At 60.1% G+C, this 17652-nt stretch carries 17 protein-coding genes; 10 read left to right on the plus strand and 7 right to left on the minus strand.

Translation table 11 applies throughout. From position 1 onward, the window contains the following. The first annotated feature begins 124 nt into the window (after positions 1–124). Entirely contained in the window at positions 125–1228 is a 1104-nt protein-coding gene (gene ddlA / locus IT763_RS06205) for a D-alanine--D-alanine ligase (protein ID WP_015377061.1), read from the plus strand. Between the two features lie 34 nt (positions 1229–1262). Here ddlA and IT763_RS06210 read toward each other — a convergent pair whose 3' ends face one another. Both IT763_RS06210 and IT763_RS06215 read right to left on the minus strand, forming a co-directional pair. After that, positions 1263–2042: an ABC transporter substrate-binding protein gene (locus tag IT763_RS06210; protein ID WP_033641010.1), complete on the minus strand. Its 780-nt coding sequence runs from the start codon at positions 2040–2042 to the stop codon at positions 1263–1265. 34 nt (positions 2043–2076) lie between these two features. Next, the gene (locus IT763_RS06215; protein WP_021503974.1) at positions 2077–3231 is read right to left on the minus strand and encodes a methionine aminotransferase; all 1155 of its coding nucleotides are present in this window, start codon (positions 3229–3231) and stop codon (positions 2077–2079) included. Positions 3232–3349: 118 nt separating this feature from the next. Between IT763_RS06215 and IT763_RS06220 the strand changes: the two genes are divergently transcribed. From IT763_RS06220 to IT763_RS06230, 3 genes are all read left to right on the plus strand, one after another. Beyond that, positions 3350–4270 (plus strand): LysR substrate-binding domain-containing protein, encoded by a 921-nt coding sequence (locus tag IT763_RS06220; protein ID WP_049299475.1) that lies wholly within the window; start codon positions 3350–3352, stop codon positions 4268–4270. Between the two features lie 112 nt (positions 4271–4382). After that, positions 4383–6680 (plus strand): beta-glucosidase BglX, encoded by a 2298-nt coding sequence (gene bglX, locus IT763_RS06225; protein ID WP_049299476.1) that lies wholly within the window; start codon positions 4383–4385, stop codon positions 6678–6680. Between the two features lie 73 nt (positions 6681–6753). After that, complete coding sequence (locus IT763_RS06230) at positions 6754–7677, plus strand: PEP phosphonomutase (protein WP_048795758.1); 924 nt, start codon at positions 6754–6756, stop codon at positions 7675–7677. On the opposite strand, the gene IT763_RS06235 is transcribed toward IT763_RS06230, so the two are convergent. Then, positions 7674–8702, minus strand: a complete 1029-nt coding sequence (locus tag IT763_RS06235; protein WP_206195263.1) for a methyltransferase — start codon at positions 8700–8702, stop codon at positions 7674–7676. The two genes, IT763_RS06230 and IT763_RS06235, sit on opposite strands and share 4 nt — an antisense overlap. Before the next feature lie 352 nt (positions 8703–9054). Here IT763_RS06235 and IT763_RS06240 point away from each other — a divergent pair, with 352 nt between their 5' ends. Next, positions 9055–9447, plus strand: coding sequence for a hypothetical protein (locus IT763_RS06240; protein WP_004939596.1), 393 nt, complete (start codon positions 9055–9057; stop codon positions 9445–9447). A gap of 73 nt (positions 9448–9520) precedes the next feature. Here IT763_RS06240 and IT763_RS06245 read toward each other — a convergent pair whose 3' ends face one another. Then, positions 9521–10321, minus strand: a complete 801-nt coding sequence (locus IT763_RS06245; RefSeq protein WP_206195445.1) for an alpha/beta fold hydrolase — start codon at positions 10319–10321, stop codon at positions 9521–9523. 237 nt (positions 10322–10558) lie between these two features. On the opposite strand from IT763_RS06245, the gene IT763_RS06250 reads away from it, so the two are divergent. The 5 genes from IT763_RS06250 (at position 10559) to IT763_RS06270 (ending at position 16050) form a co-directional block, all read left to right on the plus strand. After that, the gene (locus tag IT763_RS06250; protein ID WP_033633818.1) at positions 10559–11314 is read left to right on the plus strand and encodes a CDP-diacylglycerol diphosphatase; all 756 of its coding nucleotides are present in this window, start codon (positions 10559–10561) and stop codon (positions 11312–11314) included. 168 nt (positions 11315–11482) lie between these two features. Next, the gene (locus IT763_RS06255; protein WP_080350166.1) at positions 11483–12007 is read left to right on the plus strand and encodes a MarR family winged helix-turn-helix transcriptional regulator; all 525 of its coding nucleotides are present in this window, start codon (positions 11483–11485) and stop codon (positions 12005–12007) included. Next, positions 12004–13335, plus strand: a complete 1332-nt coding sequence (locus tag IT763_RS06260) for a cytochrome c (protein WP_240429731.1) — start codon at positions 12004–12006, stop codon at positions 13333–13335. Before IT763_RS06255 ends, IT763_RS06260 begins: the two co-directional genes overlap by 4 nt. 16 nt (positions 13336–13351) lie before the next feature. Further along, positions 13352–13804: a (2Fe-2S)-binding protein gene (locus IT763_RS06265; RefSeq protein ID WP_206195264.1), complete on the plus strand. Its 453-nt coding sequence runs from the start codon at positions 13352–13354 to the stop codon at positions 13802–13804. Positions 13805–13806: 2 nt separating this feature from the next. Then, positions 13807–16050: a molybdopterin cofactor-binding domain-containing protein gene (locus tag IT763_RS06270; protein WP_049299481.1), complete on the plus strand. Its 2244-nt coding sequence runs from the start codon at positions 13807–13809 to the stop codon at positions 16048–16050. A gap of 38 nt (positions 16051–16088) precedes the next feature. Here the strand turns inward: IT763_RS06270 and IT763_RS06275 are convergent, their stop codons facing one another. The 3 genes from IT763_RS06275 to yajD form a co-directional block, all read right to left on the minus strand. Beyond that, positions 16089–16391, minus strand: a complete 303-nt coding sequence (locus IT763_RS06275) for a hypothetical protein (protein ID WP_082996970.1) — start codon at positions 16389–16391, stop codon at positions 16089–16091. Next, positions 16388–17023 carry an AAA family ATPase gene (locus tag IT763_RS06280; protein WP_015377071.1) on the minus strand — a complete coding sequence of 212 codons (636 nt, stop codon included), beginning with the start codon at positions 17021–17023 and terminating at the stop codon, positions 16388–16390. Before IT763_RS06280 ends, IT763_RS06275 begins: the two co-directional genes overlap by 4 nt. Before the next feature lie 270 nt (positions 17024–17293). After that, a complete protein-coding gene (yajD, locus tag IT763_RS06285; RefSeq protein WP_016928619.1) occupies positions 17294–17635 on the minus strand; it encodes an HNH nuclease YajD in 342 nt (113 codons plus the stop codon). Between the last annotated feature and the right edge of the window lie 17 nt (positions 17636–17652).

The following is a 17652-nucleotide window of genomic DNA, read 5'->3' on the forward strand; positions in this document are numbered from 1 at the left end:
GATGGTCGCGATGTGGCATTCTGTGGCGTAAGAAGATTCTGGCAACAACGATTGCCGCCGCCAGGCAATGCGTTTATTGTGATGAACGACTTTTTTGCCATGATTTTTCAGAAGGATTTAAGGCGTGACTAAACTACGTGTTGGGGTGATTTTTGGCGGTAAATCGGCGGAGCATGAGGTGTCGCTGCAGTCGGCCAAAAACATTGTGGATGCAATCGACAAAGAGAAGTTTGACGTCACGCTGCTGGGGATCGACAAACAGGGGCAGTGGCACATCAACGACGCCTCCAATTACCTGCTCAACGCCGAGAATCCGGCGTTGATCGCGCTGAACCGCTCGAACAAGAACGTGGCGCTGATCCCGGGCCAGGAAAAACAGCAGCTGATCGAAGCGGGCAGCGCCGGCGCGCTGGGCCAGCTCGACGTCATTTTCCCGATCGTGCACGGCACGCTGGGGGAGGACGGCTCGCTGCAGGGGCTGCTGCGCATGGCCAATATGCCGTTCGTCGGCGCCGGCGTGCTCGGCTCGGCGGTCAGCATGGATAAAGACGTGACCAAACGCCTGCTGCGCGACGCCGGGCTGGCGGTGGCACCGTTCGTCACCCTGACGCGCGCCAACCGCGCCGGCTTCACGTTTGAGCAACTGAGCGAGCGCCTCGGCCTGCCGCTGTTCGTCAAGCCGGCTAACCAGGGCTCGTCGGTCGGGGTCAGCAAGGTGGAAAACCGCGCCGAGTTTGACGCGGCGGTGGCACTGGCCTTCAGTTTCGATCACAAGGTGCTGGTGGAGTCGGCGATCGTCGGCCGCGAGATCGAGTGCGCGGTGCTGGGGAACGACGATCCGCAGGCCAGCGTGTGCGGCGAGATCGTGCTGAGCGACGCCTTCTACTCCTACGACACCAAATACATCAATGAGCAGGGCGCTCAGGTGGTGGTGCCGGCGGCGATCGCGCCGGAAGTGAGCGACCACATCCGCGAGGTGGCGCTGAAGGCGTTCCGCGCGCTGGAGTGCTTCGGGTTGGCGCGGGTGGATGTGTTCCTGACGCCGGACAACCAGGTGGTGATCAACGAGATCAACACGCTGCCGGGTTTCACCAACATCAGCATGTATCCCAAGCTGTGGGCCGCCAGCGGCGTCAGCTACCAGGCGCTGATCACGCGCCTGATCGAATTGGCGCTGGAGCGCCACCAGCAGGATCGCGCGCTGAACAGTTCGGTGTTCGATCGCTAAACGCGGCAGGGGGCGGCGGTGCCGCCCCCGTCCATCACTTCACCGTCACATCGATATCGCCGAAATACTTCTTCGACAGCGCCGCCACCGTGCCTTGCTGCTTCACTTTGGCGATGGCGGCATCCAGTTTCTTCTTCAGCGCCTCATCTCCTTTGCGCAGGCCGAAGGCGATGCCTTCACCGAGGATTTTGTCGTCGCGCACCGCCTCGCCGACGAAGGCGAAGCCTTTGCCGTCCGGCTGTGACAGGAAGCCGCTTTGCCCCGAGGGCGCCATCACCAGCGTGGCGTCGAGCCGACCGGCCGCCAGATCGAGATACACCTGATTCTGATCCTGGTAAGACACCACATCCACGCCCGCCGGCGCCCAATGGGTTTTGGCGTAAATCTCCTGAATCGAGCCTTGCAGCACGCCCACGTGTTTGCCCGCCAGCGCGTTGGCGTCCGGCAGCAGGCCGCTGCCGGCTTTGGCGATCAGGCGGTTCGGCACCTGATAGATGGCGTCGGTAAAGGCGATCGCCTGGCGCCGCTGTTCGGTCACGTTCATCGCCGAGTTGATGGCGTCGAACTTGCGCGCCTGCAGCGCTGGGATCAGGCTGTCGAACGAGGTTTCCACCCAGCTGCATTGCAACTGCGCGGCGGCGCACACCGCGTCGCCCAACTCGATGTCGAACCCTTCCAGTTTGCCGCTGGCGGATTTGGATTCGAACGGCGGATACAGCGCTTCCAGACCGAAGCGCAGGCTGTTTTCCGCCGCCAGAGAAGAGCCGGCGGCCAGCAGGCATCCGGCGGCGAACAGCGTTTTCAAAGCTTTCATAGGCAGTGCCCCTTTCCCATGGTCGGACAAAAAATTACACCTGGCTCAGGCGACGCGCGCCTTCCAGCAGGGTCTCGTTATCTTTGGAAAAACTCAGCCGAATAAGGCCGGTATCGGTGCCGTCGCTGTAGAACGCCGACAGCGGGATCGTCGCCACCTTCGCTTCGCGGATCAAGCGCACGGCGAAATCATTGTCGCTTTCGTGACTGAAGCCGCTAAAGCGGGCCAGCATGAAGAAGCTGCCGCGGCTGGGCAGCAGCTCAAAGCGCGAATCCTGCAGGGCGCTGGCCAGCAGATCGCGCTTTTGTTGGTAAAACGCCGCCAGCCCCAGGTAGCTCTGCGGGTTGGCGAGCGCGGCGGCGAAGGCGTGCTGCATCGGCGTATCGGCGGAGAACACCATGAACTGGTGCACCTTGCGGATTTCGTCCATCAACGCCGCCGGCGCCAGGCAATAGCCGACGCGCCAGCCGGTGACGTGGTAGGTTTTGCCGAACGACGACACGATCACGCTGCGTTCCGCCAACTGCGGATAGCGCGCCATGCTGTGGTGAATATCGCCGTCGAACACCACGTGCTCGTAGACCTCGTCGGACAGGATCACGATGTCGGTGTCGCGGGTCAGGGCGGTCAGGCGGTCGATATCCTGCGCGTCGAACACCGCGCCGGTCGGGTTGTGCGGCGTGTTGACGATAATCATGCGCGTTTTGCCGTTGATGGCGGCGGCCACTTCGTCCCAGTCGACGCGAAAATCCTGCAGCGACAGTTTGATCGCCACCGGCGTGGCGCCCTGCAGGCGCACGATCGGCGCATAGCTGTCGAACGCCGGTTCGAAATAGATCACCTCGTCGCCGGGGTGCACCAGCGCGCTGATCGCCGAGTACAGCCCTTCGCTGGCGCTGGCGATCACCGTGATTTCTTCGTCGGCGTCATAGCGCGCGCCATACAATCGTTCAGCTTTTTCCGCCAGAGCAGCACGTAACGCCGCCACGCCGCTCATCGGCGCGTATTGGTTATGACCTGCGCGCATGGCTTGCGCCGTTGCCTCGATCAACTGCGGATCGCCGGCAAAATTGGGCGCGCCCTGCGACAGATTGAGGGCCTGATGTTCGGCGCTGAGTTGGCCAATGACGGTGAAGATAGTGGTGCCGACGTCCGGCAGCTTCGAGCGGGATGAGCAGGCGCTCTGCATGATGGGCTCCAGGCAAACAGGGAAGTGTTGAGCGATTAAGCATCAGCCGGCGTAGGCGGACAAGGGAAAGTTTGTCATACTTGCCATGCACTACGATCATACCTAATCGAGGCTCGCTATGCCGATACCCCTGCCGTCGCTCGACGTGTTGAAAACCTTCGTGGTGGTGGCGCAACGCCTTAACTTTACCCATGCCGCCCGGCAGTTGCACCTGACGCAGGGGGCGGTCAGCCGGCAAATCCTTGGGCTGGAACAGCGCCTGGGGTATCCGCTGTTCAGCCGCCAGGCGCGCGGTCTGACGCTGACGCCGCAGGGCGCGCAGCTGCTGGCGCCGGTGCAGCAGGCGCTGGGGCAGTTGGATGAAGCCCTGACGCGGGCCGCCGCCCCGCCGGGGGCGCTGCGCATCAAATGCCCGACCTGCGCCATGCGCTGGGTGCTGCCGCGCATCATTCGCCTGCAGAATGAACGGCCGGACATGCACATCGAACTGACCGCCTCGGTGTCACACGGCCTGGATTTCAGCGCCGAGCAGTTTGACGCCGCGGTGCTATTCGGCCGGCCGCCGGGCAAAAAGCTGACCGCGCACCTGCTGTTCGACGAAATCCTCACGCCGGTCTGCACGCCGACGTTTCTGCCGCCGGCGCCTCGGCTGGCGGACTTGACGGACAAAACTCTGCTGCACCCGACGCGCGATCGGCGCGACTGGCTGCGCTGGCTGAAGGCGGCGGGCGCCGATGCGTTGCCGTCCGGCAAGGCCCAGCATTTCGATACCCTCGATCTGGCGATGAGCGCGGCGCTGCAAGGGTTTGGCATCGCCATCGGCGATCTGTGCCTGTTGGAGGAGGATATTCAGGCGCGGCGCGTCGTGACGCCGTTCCCGCTCTGCGTCAGCAGCGGCGCGGCCTATTATTTGGTCTATCCTGAACGCACGGTGGCGCCGCCGACGTTAACCGCGCTGGTCGATTTTCTGTCGGCGGAGGCCGCCGACAGCCGCGCCCGGCTGCAGAATTACCTGCCGATAACCTGTAATGCTTTGTAAACATTAGCGATGCGAATTCCCTTGGCGATGAAACAGAGTGTGGCAAACTGTTTCTTCACTCCGATTAAACCCCGCGGCTTTGGCGGCGGAAACACGCCTGAGATAAAACAAGATGAAATGGCTTTGTGTGGTGAGTATGTTGTCCGGTCTGGCCCTCAGTCCGGCTTTTGCGCAGGAAACGCCGATAACGCAGGGCATTCACGCCCAGCAGCGCGACGCCTTCGTGTCCAATTTGATGAAGCAGATGACGCTGGAAGAGAAGATCGGCCAGCTGCGGCTGATCAGCGTCGGGCCGGATAACCCGAAAGAAGCGATCCGCGAGGGGATCCGCAAAGGGCAGATCGGCGCCATCTTCAATACCGTTACCCGGCCGGATATCCGGGTGATGCAGGATCAGGCGATGCAGCTCAGCCGCCTCAAAATCCCGTTGTTCTTCGCCTATGACGTGGTGCATGGCCAGCGCACCGTGTTCCCGATCAGCCTGGGGCTGGCGGCCAGCTTCGATCTGGAGGCCATTGCGCTCAGCGCCCGCGTGGCGGCGCAGGAGGCCAGCGACGATGGCCTGAACATGACCTTCGCGCCGATGGTCGATATCACTCGCGATCCGCGCTGGGGCCGGGTGTCCGAAGGCTTCGGCGAAGACACCTGGCTGGTATCGAAAATCGCCAAGGTGATGGTCGACGGTTTCCAGAACGGCGATCCGGCCAAACCCGGTTCGGTGATGGCCAGCGTCAAGCACTTTGCATTGTACGGCGCCGTCGAAGGCGGCCGCGACTACAATACTGTCGACATGAGCCCGCTGCGCATGCATCAGGACTATCTGCCGCCTTACAAAGCGGCGGTGGACGCCGGCAGCGGCGGGGTGATGGTGTCGCTCAACGCGATCAACGGCGTGCCGGCCACCGCCAACCCGTGGCTGCTGAAAGATCTGCTGCGCGAGCAGTGGGGCTTTAAAGGCATCACCATCAGCGACCACGGCGCGATCAAAGAGCTGATTAAACACGGCGTGGCCGCCGACGCGCGCGACGCGGTGCGGCTGGCGATCACCTCCGGTGTCGACATGAGCATGAGCGACGAGTTCTACGACAAGTACCTGCCGGGTCTGGTGAAGGACGGGCTGGTGCCTGAAAGCGATATCGACCGCGCCTGCCGCGACGTGCTGAACACCAAGTATGACATGGGGTTGTTCACCGATCCGTATGTGCATCTGGGTCCGGCGGGTTCCGATCCGCAGGACACCAACGCCGAAAGCCGTCTGCACCGCGCCGAGGCGCGGGTGGTGGCGCGCAAGACAATGGTGCTGCTGAAGAACGATAAGCAGACGCTGCCGCTGAGCAAACAGGCGACCATTGCGCTGGTCGGGCCGATGGCCGACAGCCAGCGCGACGTGATGGGCAGTTGGTCCGCCGCCGGGGTGGTCAAACAGTCGGTCACCCTGCGCGAAGGGCTGGAGCGGGCGGTGGGCGACAAGGCGCGCATTCTGTACGCCAAGGGCGCCAACGTCACGCAGGATAAAGGCATCATCGACTATCTGAACGAGTATGAGCCGGCGGTGGCGTTCGATACCCGCTCGCCGCAGCAGATGATCGACGAAGCGGTGCAGGCGGCGAACAAGGCCGACGTGGTGGTGGCGGTGGTGGGGGAATCGCAGGGCATGGCGCATGAGGCCTCCAGTCGAGCCGACATCACGATCCCGCAGAGCCAACGCGATTTGATCGCCGCGCTGAAAGCCACCGGCAAGCCGCTGGTGCTGGTGCTGATGAACGGCCGGCCGCTGGCGCTGAGCTGGGAGAGCGAGCAGGCGGACGCGATGCTGGAAACCTGGTACAGCGGCACCGAGGGCGGCAACGCGGTGGCGGACGTGCTGTTCGGCGACTACAACCCGTCGGGCAAGCTGCCGATGACCTTCCCGCGCTCGGTCGGCCAGATCCCGATGTACTACAACCACCTGAACACCGGCCGTCCGTTCGGCAAGGAGAATCCGGGCAAGTACACCTCACGCTACTTCGATTCGCCGAACGGCCCGCTGTATCCGTTCGGTTACGGCCTGAGCTACACCACCTTCAGCCTGTCGGATCTGAAATTATCCAGCCCGACGATGGCGCGCAACGGCAAGCTAACCGCCAGCGTCACGCTGAAGAATACCGGCAAGTACGACGGCGCCACGGTGGTGCAGCTGTATCTGCAGGACGTGACAGCCTCGGTCAGCCGGCCGGTGAAGGAGCTGCGCAACTTCAAGAAAGTGATGCTGAAGGCCGGTCAGTCGCAGCAGGTCGAACTGCCGATTAGCGAAGACGATCTGAAGTTCTACAACGCCAGCCTGAAATGGGGGGCGGAGCCGGGCAAATTCAACGTGTTCGTCGGCCTGGATTCCGACAACGTGCAGGCGCAAAGCTTTACGCTGAAGTAACCTTTTCCCCCTCTTTCACTGCGGTGGGAGAGGGGGATCCATCCTTTCCGCTAATGTCACCGGAGCTTGCCTCATGAAACGGTATCTGGACTGCAGCGCCAGCGATCTGGCCGATATCGGCAAAGCCGATCTGCTCTACGCCATACGCGCCAGCGAAGGGCGCATTTTGGTCAGCGAAACCATCGCGGTCACTCAGCCGCTGCTCAATAACGTCACCAATGCCGAACTGGCGGCCAGTCAGGGCGCCGATCTGTTGCTGTTGAACCTGTTTGACGTCGATCGTCCGCATATCGCGGGCCTGCCCGCCGACGTGCCGCCGCAGGAGGCGCTGCGCACGCTGCAGCGCCTGACCGGGCGGGTGATCGGGGTGAACCTGGAGGCTGTCGATCCGGCTTTCGCCACCGAACATAACGACTTCTGGCAGATGACGGCGGGCCGCGCCGCCACCGCCGAAAATGCCCGTAAACTGTATCAACTCGGCGCGCGCATGCTGGTGCTGACCGGCAACCCGAACAACGGCGTCAGCAATCAGGCGATCGCCGCCGCGCTGAAAGCGATCCGCGATGAAGTGGGCGACGAGATGGTGCTGGTGACCGGCAAAATGCACGGCGCGGGCATTGTGCGCGAAAGCGGCAGCCAGCTGATCGGCGAGCGGGACATCGCGCTGTTCGTGGAAAACGGCGCGGACATCGTGCTGTTGCCGGCGCCGGGCACCATTCCCGGCATGTCGCAGGAGAAAGTGGCGGCGTTGATCGCCTTTGCCCAGCGGCAGGGCGCGCTGGCGATGACGGCGATCGGCACCTCGCAAGAGGGGGCCGACGTGCAGACCGTGCGGCAGATTGCGCTGATGAGCAAAATGGCCGGCGCCGATCTGCATCATATCGGCGATACCGGCTATTTGGGGTTGGCGCTGCCAGAAAACATCTTCGCCTACAGCGTGGCAATTCGCGGCGTGCGCCATACCTACAGCCGCATGGCGCGATCGGTGAACCGTTAAGTCAGGGGTTTTTGCGCCGTGACGATGCTGAAATAGCCGAGCGACGGCAGCACCTGAGCGGGCCCGAAGCCGATGTCGCGCAGCAGGCCGCCGATTTCCTTGCCGGAGTATTGGCGGCCCTGCGTCCATCCCATCATCATCAGGCTGTACCCCGCGGCGGCAGGCGGGCCGTCGCCGTCATCGTTGTACAGCACTTCGTGGATCACGATCCTGCCTCCGGGTGGGAGGGCCGCATAGCTCTTTTGCGCCAGGAAGCGGTTCTTGTCCATCGGCCAGTCGTGGAAAATATTGGAGTACAGGTGCAGATCCGCCGCCGGGTAGGGATCGCGCCACATATCGCCGCTGTGGGTGCCGATGCGGTGGCTGAGGCCGTAATGGCGCGCGTAGTCGGCGGCGAGCGGGCACACCTCCGGCAGATCGAACACGGTGCACGTGAGCGCCGGCCAGTGGGCCGCCAGGCTGATGGCATGGGCGCCGGAGGCGCCGCCGATATCCAGCGCCGCACGGCAGGCGCCGAGGGGCAGCAACGTAGGCCAAACGCTGGCCGATCCCATGCTCAGGCTGTGCATGGCGTGGGTAAAACGCCGCATTCTGTCGGCGTCGAGCGTATGCGTTTCAAACAGCTCCTGCTCGCCATACACCTGCGAAGTATTCTTTCTGATGGCGCTTTCCAGGTTTTGCAGCGTGAAAATCTCGCTGTTTTCAATCATCAAATCCCAAAAATAGCCGAAGTAATGCGGGTTGTTTTTTAACAAAAAGATTTCCGCTTCCGGCGTCAGAGAGAATGTTTCTCCGTCTCTGGCGATCAATTTCAATGCCACTAGCGCCATGACCAGCGTCTCCGCCGGGCGTTTTTTCACATTGGCCTGAGCGCATATATCGGTCAGATTGCGGGGGTGCAGAGCAATAAACTCAAAGATGCCCAGGCGGTGCGCAATAAGCGCCGCCGGATAGAGATATAAATTCATCGTGATATCGAGAATGGTTTTGTCGTCGCATTGCGGCGGCCGGACGGAATGGTTCATGCGGCTCTCCTTCCCCTAAGGCGTGGCGCGTCTTAACAGGCTATGCCACGCCTGTGGTTTTAGCAAAGGGCGAGGGCGCGATTGACCGCAGACCAACGCTTCTGTTGTAAATAATTCCCTGTGAGACTATTTTAAATTGAATGGGGTGCGGTTAATGTCGCGCGTAAAAAACTGACGCCGGGCGGAATAATAACCCCATCATGCATTTTTATTTTGTTGGAGGTTAACTTAATCACAGTTATTAACGCATCAGGGTTGTGTTAATCTGAGTCGCCGTTATACCGTACCGACATTCACATTATTTTTGTGAATAATTCAAAGCTAAATAATTCATTATTAAAACGAGATAACAATGAAAAAGAGCATTCTGACCGGCATGATTGCCGCGACTCTGGGCCTGTTCAATACCGCTAATGCCGAAGGGATGGATCCTGCTGCATTGAAAAACGTCTATGACATTACGCGTAATACCAGCGGGCTAATGTCTTACTGCGTCGATAAAGGTTTCCTGAAAGCGGACAGCATCGACAACGCCAAGAAAATGGTGGCCTACGTGGCGGCGATCCCCGGCGGTGTCGACACCCGCGACGGTGACAAGCGTGAAGCGATGGGCCGTGAAGGCAATGTGCTGAACGACGACGGCAAAGTGGTTGCGTTGGAAAAGGAAGCGCCACAGGGTCTGCAGACATGGTGCCAGCAGGCTGACGAAGGGATCCGCCAGGGTCTGACGTCTATTGGTCAATAAACGCCGGATGTAGCCTCCCCCTCCCTAAGGCTTCGTCTGAAGGGAATCTCCGGGCCTGACGGCCCGGAGAATCTCACCAAAACAGCGGAGTGGTGTTTTCAGCCAAAAACGCCAGCAGCGTTTCGTTGACCGCTGTCGGGTTTTCTTTGTTGCTGATATGGCCGGCATTGGGGATCAGCACATGCCGACAGCCGAGAAGATCCGCCATGCGCTGGCCCTCCGTCGGCGGACGCGGTTTATCCTGCGCGCCGGTGATGACGATGCTGGCGGCGGTGATGTTTTCCAGCAGCGCCAGCTTGTCGGGGCGGCCGAAGATCATCCGGCCCAGCGGCACGATGCTCTCGCGCAGGCGCTCGGCGGGCAGGCTCTGCAGATGGGCCAGCAATGGCTGCGACAACGCATCGGGTACTTCGTCGGAATAAAACTGCGCGGCGATGTACTCCAGCAGCGGTGACGTGATGGCGCCGGCCTGTTCCACGGCGGCCAGCATGCCCATATAGCGCTGCCGAGCCTCCGGCGTTTCGTCGCCCAGGTAGCTGTCCAGCAGCGCCAACACTTTCACCCGCTCCGGCGCCAGCGCCGCCAGTTCCGCGCCCCACATGCCGCCGACGGACAGGCCGACGATGCCGAACTCTGCAATATCCAAATGATCCATCAGCGCCAAATGATCGGCGGCGATATCCGACAGGCTGCTTCGCCCAGGCGGCAGCGCCGGGGAGTCGCCGTGTCCCCAGAGATCAGGCACGATCAGGCGGTAGCGTTTGGCCAACGCCTCGAACTGCGGTGCCCACATGTTCAGATCGAACAGATAGCTGTGGCCCAGCAGCAACGGAAAGCCTGAGCCCACGTCGAGATAATGCAGGGATTTGCCCATCGTTGGCATCTTATCGGTTCCTTATATAAAGAGAGTCCGGCTGCTTATATCACACTCATATTCAACCTGCGGTATTAATTTACCTTAAATTACTCAGGTGGGCGTGGTTTTTTTAATTTGCATTGCTAACAAGACGTCAATAAAAGGTGACGTTAAGGCTAATATTTTGGTGGTGGGCGGAGCCTTGGTTTATGCTGTCGCTTCTTTCAAGATGGAATAGGTAAACAGGGAGTCGCGATGAAAAGACTTTTCAGACTATTAATTATTTTGCTTGTCATTTTGCTGCTGGCGGCGGTGCTGTGGTGGTTCTTCGGGCGCGGTAATCCGAATGCGCTGTGGCAAATCGTCAGCCAACAGTGCGTGCCCAATCAGCAGCAGAACAACGATCCGGCGCCCTGTTTAAAGGTTGATTTAACCGAGGGTTATGTGCTGTTTAAGGACAGCAAAGGCCCCTATCACGATCTGGTGATGCCGACCGAAAAGGTCAGCGGCATCGAGAGTCCGATATTGCAAGCGGAGCGAACGCCACCTTATTTCGCCCAGGCCTGGAATAACCGCGAACATATATCCAGCGAGCTGGGTAAACCGTTAAAAGACGCATGGGTTTCTCTGGCGGTCAATTCAAAATATGGTCGCTCTCAGAATCAGCTGCATATTCACGTTGCCTGCTTGCGGCAGGATGTCTATAACGCGCTGGGGCAGCAGGCGGAACAATTAGATCAACAGTGGCGGCCGCTGGCGGTGAAATTGGTCGGCCACCAATATCTGGCCAGAAAATTGGCGGGCACCGATTTAACCCAGGAAGATCCTTTCCGTTTACTGCAGAACTATGTGGTCGAGCAGGGCGACAGCATCGGCAATTACGGCCTGGCGCTGGCGGTCAGCCCACAGGGCGAGATGCTGCTGTTGGCGAACCGTTTGAAGCTGACCGATCTGAACCTGGGCTCGGCCGGCGAAATTCAGGACTACCGGTGCGAGGTCGCGGGGAACTGAGTTTTTCTTATCGCTCCCCGTCGTTGGGGAGCGTATGTCGTGCGATACGAACTAACCAAATGTATTAACTCCTTTTTATTTTATTCTCCCTCATCTGCTTGATCCTGTCATAACGTCCGATCTATTATTTGTTTGCACAAGCAAATAAATAATAGAGAGCCATCTGATATGTCTCAACCACGCAAACTTCCTGCTGCACTGGGCATCCATCTGGATGTCACCAACCGTCTATGGCGCACGGCGATGGACCAGTCGGTGAAAATGACCAATCTGACGCGCCCGCATTGGCTGGCGCTGAGTGCGATTGCCGATCTGGGGGATGGCTGCACGTTGAAAGACGTTTCGCAGCATTTGAACGCCGAAGTCTCGACGATGTCGCGCGCGCTGCTATTTCTGGAAAAAAACCGGCTGATCGCTCGCGATGCTCTGTCCGAAGATAAGCGCGCCAAAGGGGTGAGAATGACCGAGGCCGGGCAGGAGATGCTGGCGCAGTTGGATCATTCCAGCCAGCAAGCGAGGGAAAAACTGCTCAACGGCATTTCGGCCAACGATCTGGAGGCTTTTTACCGCGTATTGTTTGGCATCAAGCATAACGCGATAGCGATGCTCGAACAGGAAAATCTGTTGCCGGACGAGTTTGCGCTGCTGGCGGAGGAGCGAGCGGGTGCGATGAAGCCGGAAGGTGAAGCGTGAACGGCCGCTGGCGGAGAGCACAACAGCTGTGCGTTATCGCGTTGGGGATCTTCTCCTGCCCGGTCTTCGCCAGCCAGAATGACCAACAGGTCATCGCACGCGGAAAATATCTGGCTACCGCCGCAGATTGCGCGGCTTGTCACCGCGGCAGCAGCCAACAGGACGCCCCCTACGTCGGCGGTTATGCCATCGCTTCGCCGATGGGCGACATCATCGCCAGCAATATCACGCCCGCCAAGGGGACCGGCATTGGCGACTACAGTGAGCAAGAGTTTCGCCGCGCGTTGACGCAAGGTATCCGGCGGGACGGCCAACCCTTGTATCCCGCCATGCCCTATACCGCTTATCGGGGGTTGAGCGATGACGATCTGCACGCGCTGTATCGTTATTTTATGACCGGGGTCGCACCGGTCGATCGTGCGGTGCCTGAGACCCAACTGACGTTCCCTTTTTCCTGGCGTTATGCGATCCACGGCTGGAACTGGCTGTTTCTGGAAAAAGCGCCCATCGATGAAGATGAGAAAAAAGCGCGGGGTCGCTATCTGGTAGATGTTTTGGGGCATTGCTCGGCGTGTCACAGCCCGCGTAACGGGCTGATGGCGGAACGCCGCGATCGCTATCTGGCGGGAGGGGAGGCCGGCGGTTGGATCGCGCCGAATATCACCTCGGATCCCGTCAGCGGCATCGGCGGCTGGAGCCGGAAAGAGTTGGTGCAGTATCTGCGTACTGGGCGCAATGACAAAGCCCAGGCGGCCGGCGGCATGGCGGAGGCGGTGGAGCATAGCCTGCGTTTCCTGAGTGACGACGATCTCAACGCCATCGCCGACTGGCTTAAACAGACTCCGCCGATCGTCACCGTGCAAGGAACGAAAGCAGCCTATCAATACCAAGGGGGCGGTGAAGGCCGTGCAGCCGGGCAGGTGCTGTATGCCGCTGCCTGCGCTAGCTGCCATCGCCTGGGCGGCGAAGGCGCCTATGACGGCCATTTCCCTGCTTTGACTCACAATTCCACCGTAGGCAGCGAGCGGGTCAATAACCTGATCATGGTGATGCTGCATGGCGTGCAGCGCCAGGGAGAGACGCTGCAAACCTGGATGCCGGGATTCGCCGATAGCCTGGATGACCGACAACTGGCCGAGTTGGGCAACTATGTATTGCAGCAATTCGGCAATCCGGCAGTCAGGATAACGCCGGAGCAAGTGGCTCGGCAGCGGGCGGGCGGTGAAAAACCGCTGTTGATCGCGTCATTGCCTTATGTGTTCTGGGGCGGTGTATTGCTGGCATTGATCGTCATCGGGGCGTGGGTGAAACGTCGGATGAAGCATTGATCTAAGAGAGGATGGCATGAAGTTCAATCTGAACGGCCAGGCGGTCGAATTTAACGGCGAGCCGGATACGCCGCTGCTATGGGCGATCCGAGAACATTTTAAGTTGACCGGCACCAAGTTCGGCTGCGGTATCGGCGCCGGTGGCGCCTGTACGGTACATGTCGACGGTAAGGCAGTGCGTTCATGTTGCTATCCGCTGCAATTGGTGCGCGATCGGCAGGTGACCACCATCGAAGGGTTGTCCACCGATCGCAGTCATCCGGTGCAGCAGGCCTGGATTGCGGAGGATGTGCCGCAGTGCGGCTACTGCCAATCGGGCATGATCATGGCGGTCAGCGCACTGCTGGCGGAACATCCGAGGCCGGACGATCGGCAGATAGATACGGGCCTGACCAATCTGTGCCGCTGCGCCACTTACCACCGTATCCGTGCGGCGGTGCACCGCGCCGCCGACAAGGGAGAACCCTGAGTATGGCGATCACCCGCAGAACCTTGTTAAAAGGCAGCGCGTTGGCGGTGGCCGCCATGCTGCTGCCGATATCGACGCGCAGCCTGGCGGCCGTGGTTTCACAGGACACGGCGCCTCCGGACAACCAGTATGAATTGAACGATTGGATCTGGATCGATCGTGAAGGGCGCATCGTCATCGGCGTGTCGCAATGCGAGGTCGGGCAGGGGATTTATACCGGCCTGGCCGAAGTGGTGGCGGCGGAGATGGATGCCGATTGGGCGCAGGTGACGGTGAAATTCGTCACCGGGCGTGATGCTTACCGTCAGGTTGCCGGGGGCGAGGCTTTCGCGCAGTTTGTCGCCGCTTCAACCTCAATGACCAAATTTTATCAGCGCACCCGGCTGGCCGGCGCACAGGCGAGAGATTTCTTTCTGCGCGCCGGCGCAAAACATTTCGCGCTTTCACCGCAGCAGTGCCGCACGGAGAAAGGCTGGGTGCTTGAGGAGGGCGGGCAGCGCAAGATCGCCTATGGCGATCTGGTGCGCTATGCCGCCGAGCTGCCGTTGGATCCGCAGCCTGCTTTAAAGAGCGAAGCGCAAGAGCAAGAGAGTCTCATCGGCAAGCCGCTGTTGCGGGTCGATACGCCGGAGAAAGTGGACGGCAGTGCGATTTACGGTATCGATATCGATCTGCCGGAGATGCTGATCGGCGTACCCTGGATGGTGCCCGACCTCAGCGGAAAGCTGGTCGCCGTGCGTAATGAACGGCAGATTCGGGCCATGCCGGGCGTGGTGGATCTGGTGCTGACCCGGCAGTGGTCGATGAACAACATGGTCGGATTGGATCACGATATGTCACTCAATACGGTGATCGTGGTGGCGGCGAGCTACTGGCAGGCCAAAAAGGCGGCGGATTTGCTGGAGGTCGACTGGCTGCCGGGCGCAGGGCAAGCGCTGACCGGCAGCGCGATTGCGGCGGAGAATCTGGCGATGCTGGACGGCGATACCTTGGTGCCGGCGGTCGATCGCGGCGAGGCGTCGGCGTTGATTCATAACGCTGAGCAGGATTCGCGCCTGCATGAGGCGCGTTACAGCGCGCCTTATGTGGCGCATGCCACCCTGGAGCCTTGCAACGCCACCAGCCATTATGAAGAGGGCCGTATCGAAACCTGGGGCCCTTTCCAGGGGCAGGACATGGTGCGCAACGTTCTGGCGAAAATGTTCGGGCTGAAGCCGACGGATGTGGTGGTGAATACGACCTACCTGGGGGGCAGCTTTGGGCGCAAATATCTGCCGGATGCCGTGATGCATGCTACCGCCGCCTCCCGGGCGGTGGGGAAACCGGTCAAAGTGATCTATCCGCGCGAGATCGACATGCGGCATGAATACTATCGTCCGGCCTGCATCAGCCATTATCGGGCGCTGTTGGATGAAAACGGCTACCCGCAGGCACTGTGGGCGCGCTATGCCGGGCAGTCGCTCTTCTGGCAGATGCGGCGCGAAACGGTACACGAGGCCGGGGGATGGGATGAAAGTATGGTGGAGTGCGTTTACAGCACGCCGTATTGCATCCCTCATCTGAAAGTGGAGGCCGGCATCGTCGAACAGCCGATTTCCCTGAGCTATCTGCGCGGCGTCGGCAGCGTCGCCAGCCTGTTCTTTTTGGAAAGCTTTATCAGCGAACTCAGCCATAAGGCCAACCTGGACGAGTACCAGTATCGGCGGCATCTGTTGCAGGACACCCCGGAAGCGTTGCGCGTACTGGACGCCACCGCGGCGGCGTCTGGTTGGCAGCATGAACCGCCGCCGGGCGTTTATCGCGGGATGTCGTGCAATATTTGGGTTGGCCGCAATAACGCTTTCACCACTTACGTCGGTTTGGTGGTTGAAATCGCCATTCAGGAGGGGCGACTGCGGGTGCTCCGCGCGATATGCGCGATTGACTGCGGCAAGGTGATAAACCCGAATCTGGTGCGCGCCAACGTAGAGGGCGGCATCGGCTTTGCGCTGACCACCTGCCTGCACAGCGAACTGCATTTTGAACGGGGCGGCGTGGTGGAAGGGAATTTCGATCGTTATCCGCTGCTCGCGATCGCCGAAATGCCCAAGGTGGAAGTGGTGGTGCTCGACAGCGCGCGTGCGCCGCAGGGATGCGGGGAAGTGTCGACTGCGGTGGTCGCTCCGGCGGTGGCCAGCGCGCTGCATAAGGCCACAGGCAAAACCTATCGTACTATGCCGTTCCCGCGCCAGTTTTCATCCGTTTAACGGCCCGCCGGCGTGGTCAGCCGGCGGCTGCCGTGCGGTCAGAGTTTTTTCAGCAATGCCAGCAGCTGCGTTTCGCTTTTCTCCGCCAGCCCGTCGATGGCGAGCTTGATGATGTCGGAGCGGGTGATGCGCACGATGCCGTTGCGCGCCGCCTGCACGATCACCTCATCGATGGCTTCGATGTGGTTGTCCGTCAGGCTGACGGAAATCGCCTTATAGGTGCGCTTGCGGCCGGCCGGCTTGGTTTCCGGCGCGGGCGCCGCGACCGGCAACGTGTGCGAGGTGGCGCTGTTGATGAATTCGTCTTCCGACATGCGGTGGGTGGGGGTGCGCTTCTTCACAGGATCACCTCTTTCACCAGGCATTCGATCTCGGCCTGCGCCTTTTCGTTGTTCGCCTCATGCACGGTGATGGCTTCGCCCCAGGCGTCGCGGTAAATTTTGCGATCGCACAGGCGGTGGCTCACCAGGGTGAATTCCGGGTATTCGCTCAGCACCTGCGCCGCTTCGTTGGCTTCATTAATGAAGATATTGGTCGGGCACATGTTCAGCACAATGTAACCTTTGACCTTCTCGTTGTATTCCTGCGCGGTGGAGAACATCTCCGACAGGTAGCCGATGGTGTCGAGATCCATCTGCGAAGGGCGCAGCGGCGAGAGGAACAGATCGGCGGCCAGCAGGCCGGAGCGCAGTTCGGCGCTGTCGCGGCCGGCGGTGTCGACGATCACGTAGTCGTAATGGCGATCGAGCTCCAGCAGCGTTTCCTTGATTTTGCCCGACGCGGCCACCACCGGAATGTGCGGCAGCCCCTCGACGTTCTGACGGTCGTTGTACCAGGTCATGATCGATTTCTGGTCGTCGGCATCGACGATGATCGCCGTCTTGCCTTGCTTAAGAATCAGATACCCGGCGATATTCACCGCTTTCGTCGACTTGCCGACACCGCCTTTTTGCGAGCCAATCAGAACAATCATGCTGCCATCTCTCAAGTTATTAAGCAGGTAACTTATTAAGTTAATGTGCTTATTAGGTTGATAATCAAACAGGTTAACAAGAACAACTCGCGAACAATATGCACCAACTGCGGCGGCTTGCCAAGCCAGTATGTCGTTAACTGTGCAGCTTATTTTGCTCTGGATGGCCCGGATGGGTAAGTAGGAATTCTCTGGGAAGTGACGATGCGGAGGTGGGTTTATTAATTTAACAGCTTAATAAGTTAATTGGCTATTAAGCTGTTTGCGGCATTATTTCTTCATCATCGCTTTCAGGTTGGCGAACGGATTGTGGGTGGCGACGCCGACATCTTTCTGCGCGTCTTCACCGGCCACTACCGTCGAACCGTATTGATCGGCCTCGGTGTATTTCGAGTGCTCGTGGTCGTGGCAATACAGACACAACATTTCCCAGTTGCTGCCGTCTTCCGGGTTGTTGCTGTGATCGTGATCGATGTGGTGCACCGTCAGTTCGCGCAGGTTGGAATAGACGAACTCGCGTGAGCAGCGCCCACACACCCAGGGGAACAGTTTCAGCGCTTTTTCGCGGTAGCCGGTTTCCAGCTTCGCATAGTTTTTGGGGATATAGGCCATGGTGGTTGTCCGTGGTG

Source organism: Serratia sp. CMO1 (assembly GCF_015689115.1).
Lineage (GTDB): Bacteria > Pseudomonadota > Gammaproteobacteria > Enterobacterales > Enterobacteriaceae > Serratia > Serratia marcescens.

Bases quoted from the DNA above. Each gene is read 5' to 3' on its own strand.
- IT763_RS06210 (WP_033641010.1), bottom strand. From the start codon at position 2,042: ATGAAAGCTTTGAAAACGCTGTTCGCCGCCGGATGCCTGCTGGCCGCC.
- IT763_RS06215 (WP_021503974.1), bottom strand. From the start codon at position 3,231: ATGCAGAGCGCCTGCTCATCCCGCTCGAAGCTGCCGGACGTCGGCACC.
- IT763_RS06220 (WP_049299475.1), top strand. From the start codon at position 3,350: ATGCCGATACCCCTGCCGTCGCTCGACGTGTTGAAAACCTTCGTGGTG.
- bglX (WP_049299476.1), top strand. From the start codon at position 4,383: ATGAAATGGCTTTGTGTGGTGAGTATGTTGTCCGGTCTGGCCCTCAGT.
- IT763_RS06230 (WP_048795758.1), top strand. From the start codon at position 6,754: ATGAAACGGTATCTGGACTGCAGCGCCAGCGATCTGGCCGATATCGGC.
- IT763_RS06235 (WP_206195263.1), bottom strand. From the start codon at position 8,702: ATGAACCATTCCGTCCGGCCGCCGCAATGCGACGACAAAACCATTCTC.
- IT763_RS06240 (WP_004939596.1), top strand. From the start codon at position 9,055: ATGAAAAAGAGCATTCTGACCGGCATGATTGCCGCGACTCTGGGCCTG.
- IT763_RS06245 (WP_206195445.1), bottom strand. From the start codon at position 10,321: ATGGGCAAATCCCTGCATTATCTCGACGTGGGCTCAGGCTTTCCGTTG.
- IT763_RS06250 (WP_033633818.1), top strand. From the start codon at position 10,559: ATGAAAAGACTTTTCAGACTATTAATTATTTTGCTTGTCATTTTGCTG.
- IT763_RS06255 (WP_080350166.1), top strand. From the start codon at position 11,483: ATGTCTCAACCACGCAAACTTCCTGCTGCACTGGGCATCCATCTGGAT.
- IT763_RS06265 (WP_206195264.1), top strand. From the start codon at position 13,352: ATGAAGTTCAATCTGAACGGCCAGGCGGTCGAATTTAACGGCGAGCCG.
- IT763_RS06270 (WP_049299481.1), top strand. From the start codon at position 13,807: ATGGCGATCACCCGCAGAACCTTGTTAAAAGGCAGCGCGTTGGCGGTG.
- IT763_RS06280 (WP_015377071.1), bottom strand. From the start codon at position 17,023: ATGATTGTTCTGATTGGCTCGCAAAAAGGCGGTGTCGGCAAGTCGACG.
- yajD (WP_016928619.1), bottom strand. From the start codon at position 17,635: ATGGCCTATATCCCCAAAAACTATGCGAAGCTGGAAACCGGCTACCGC.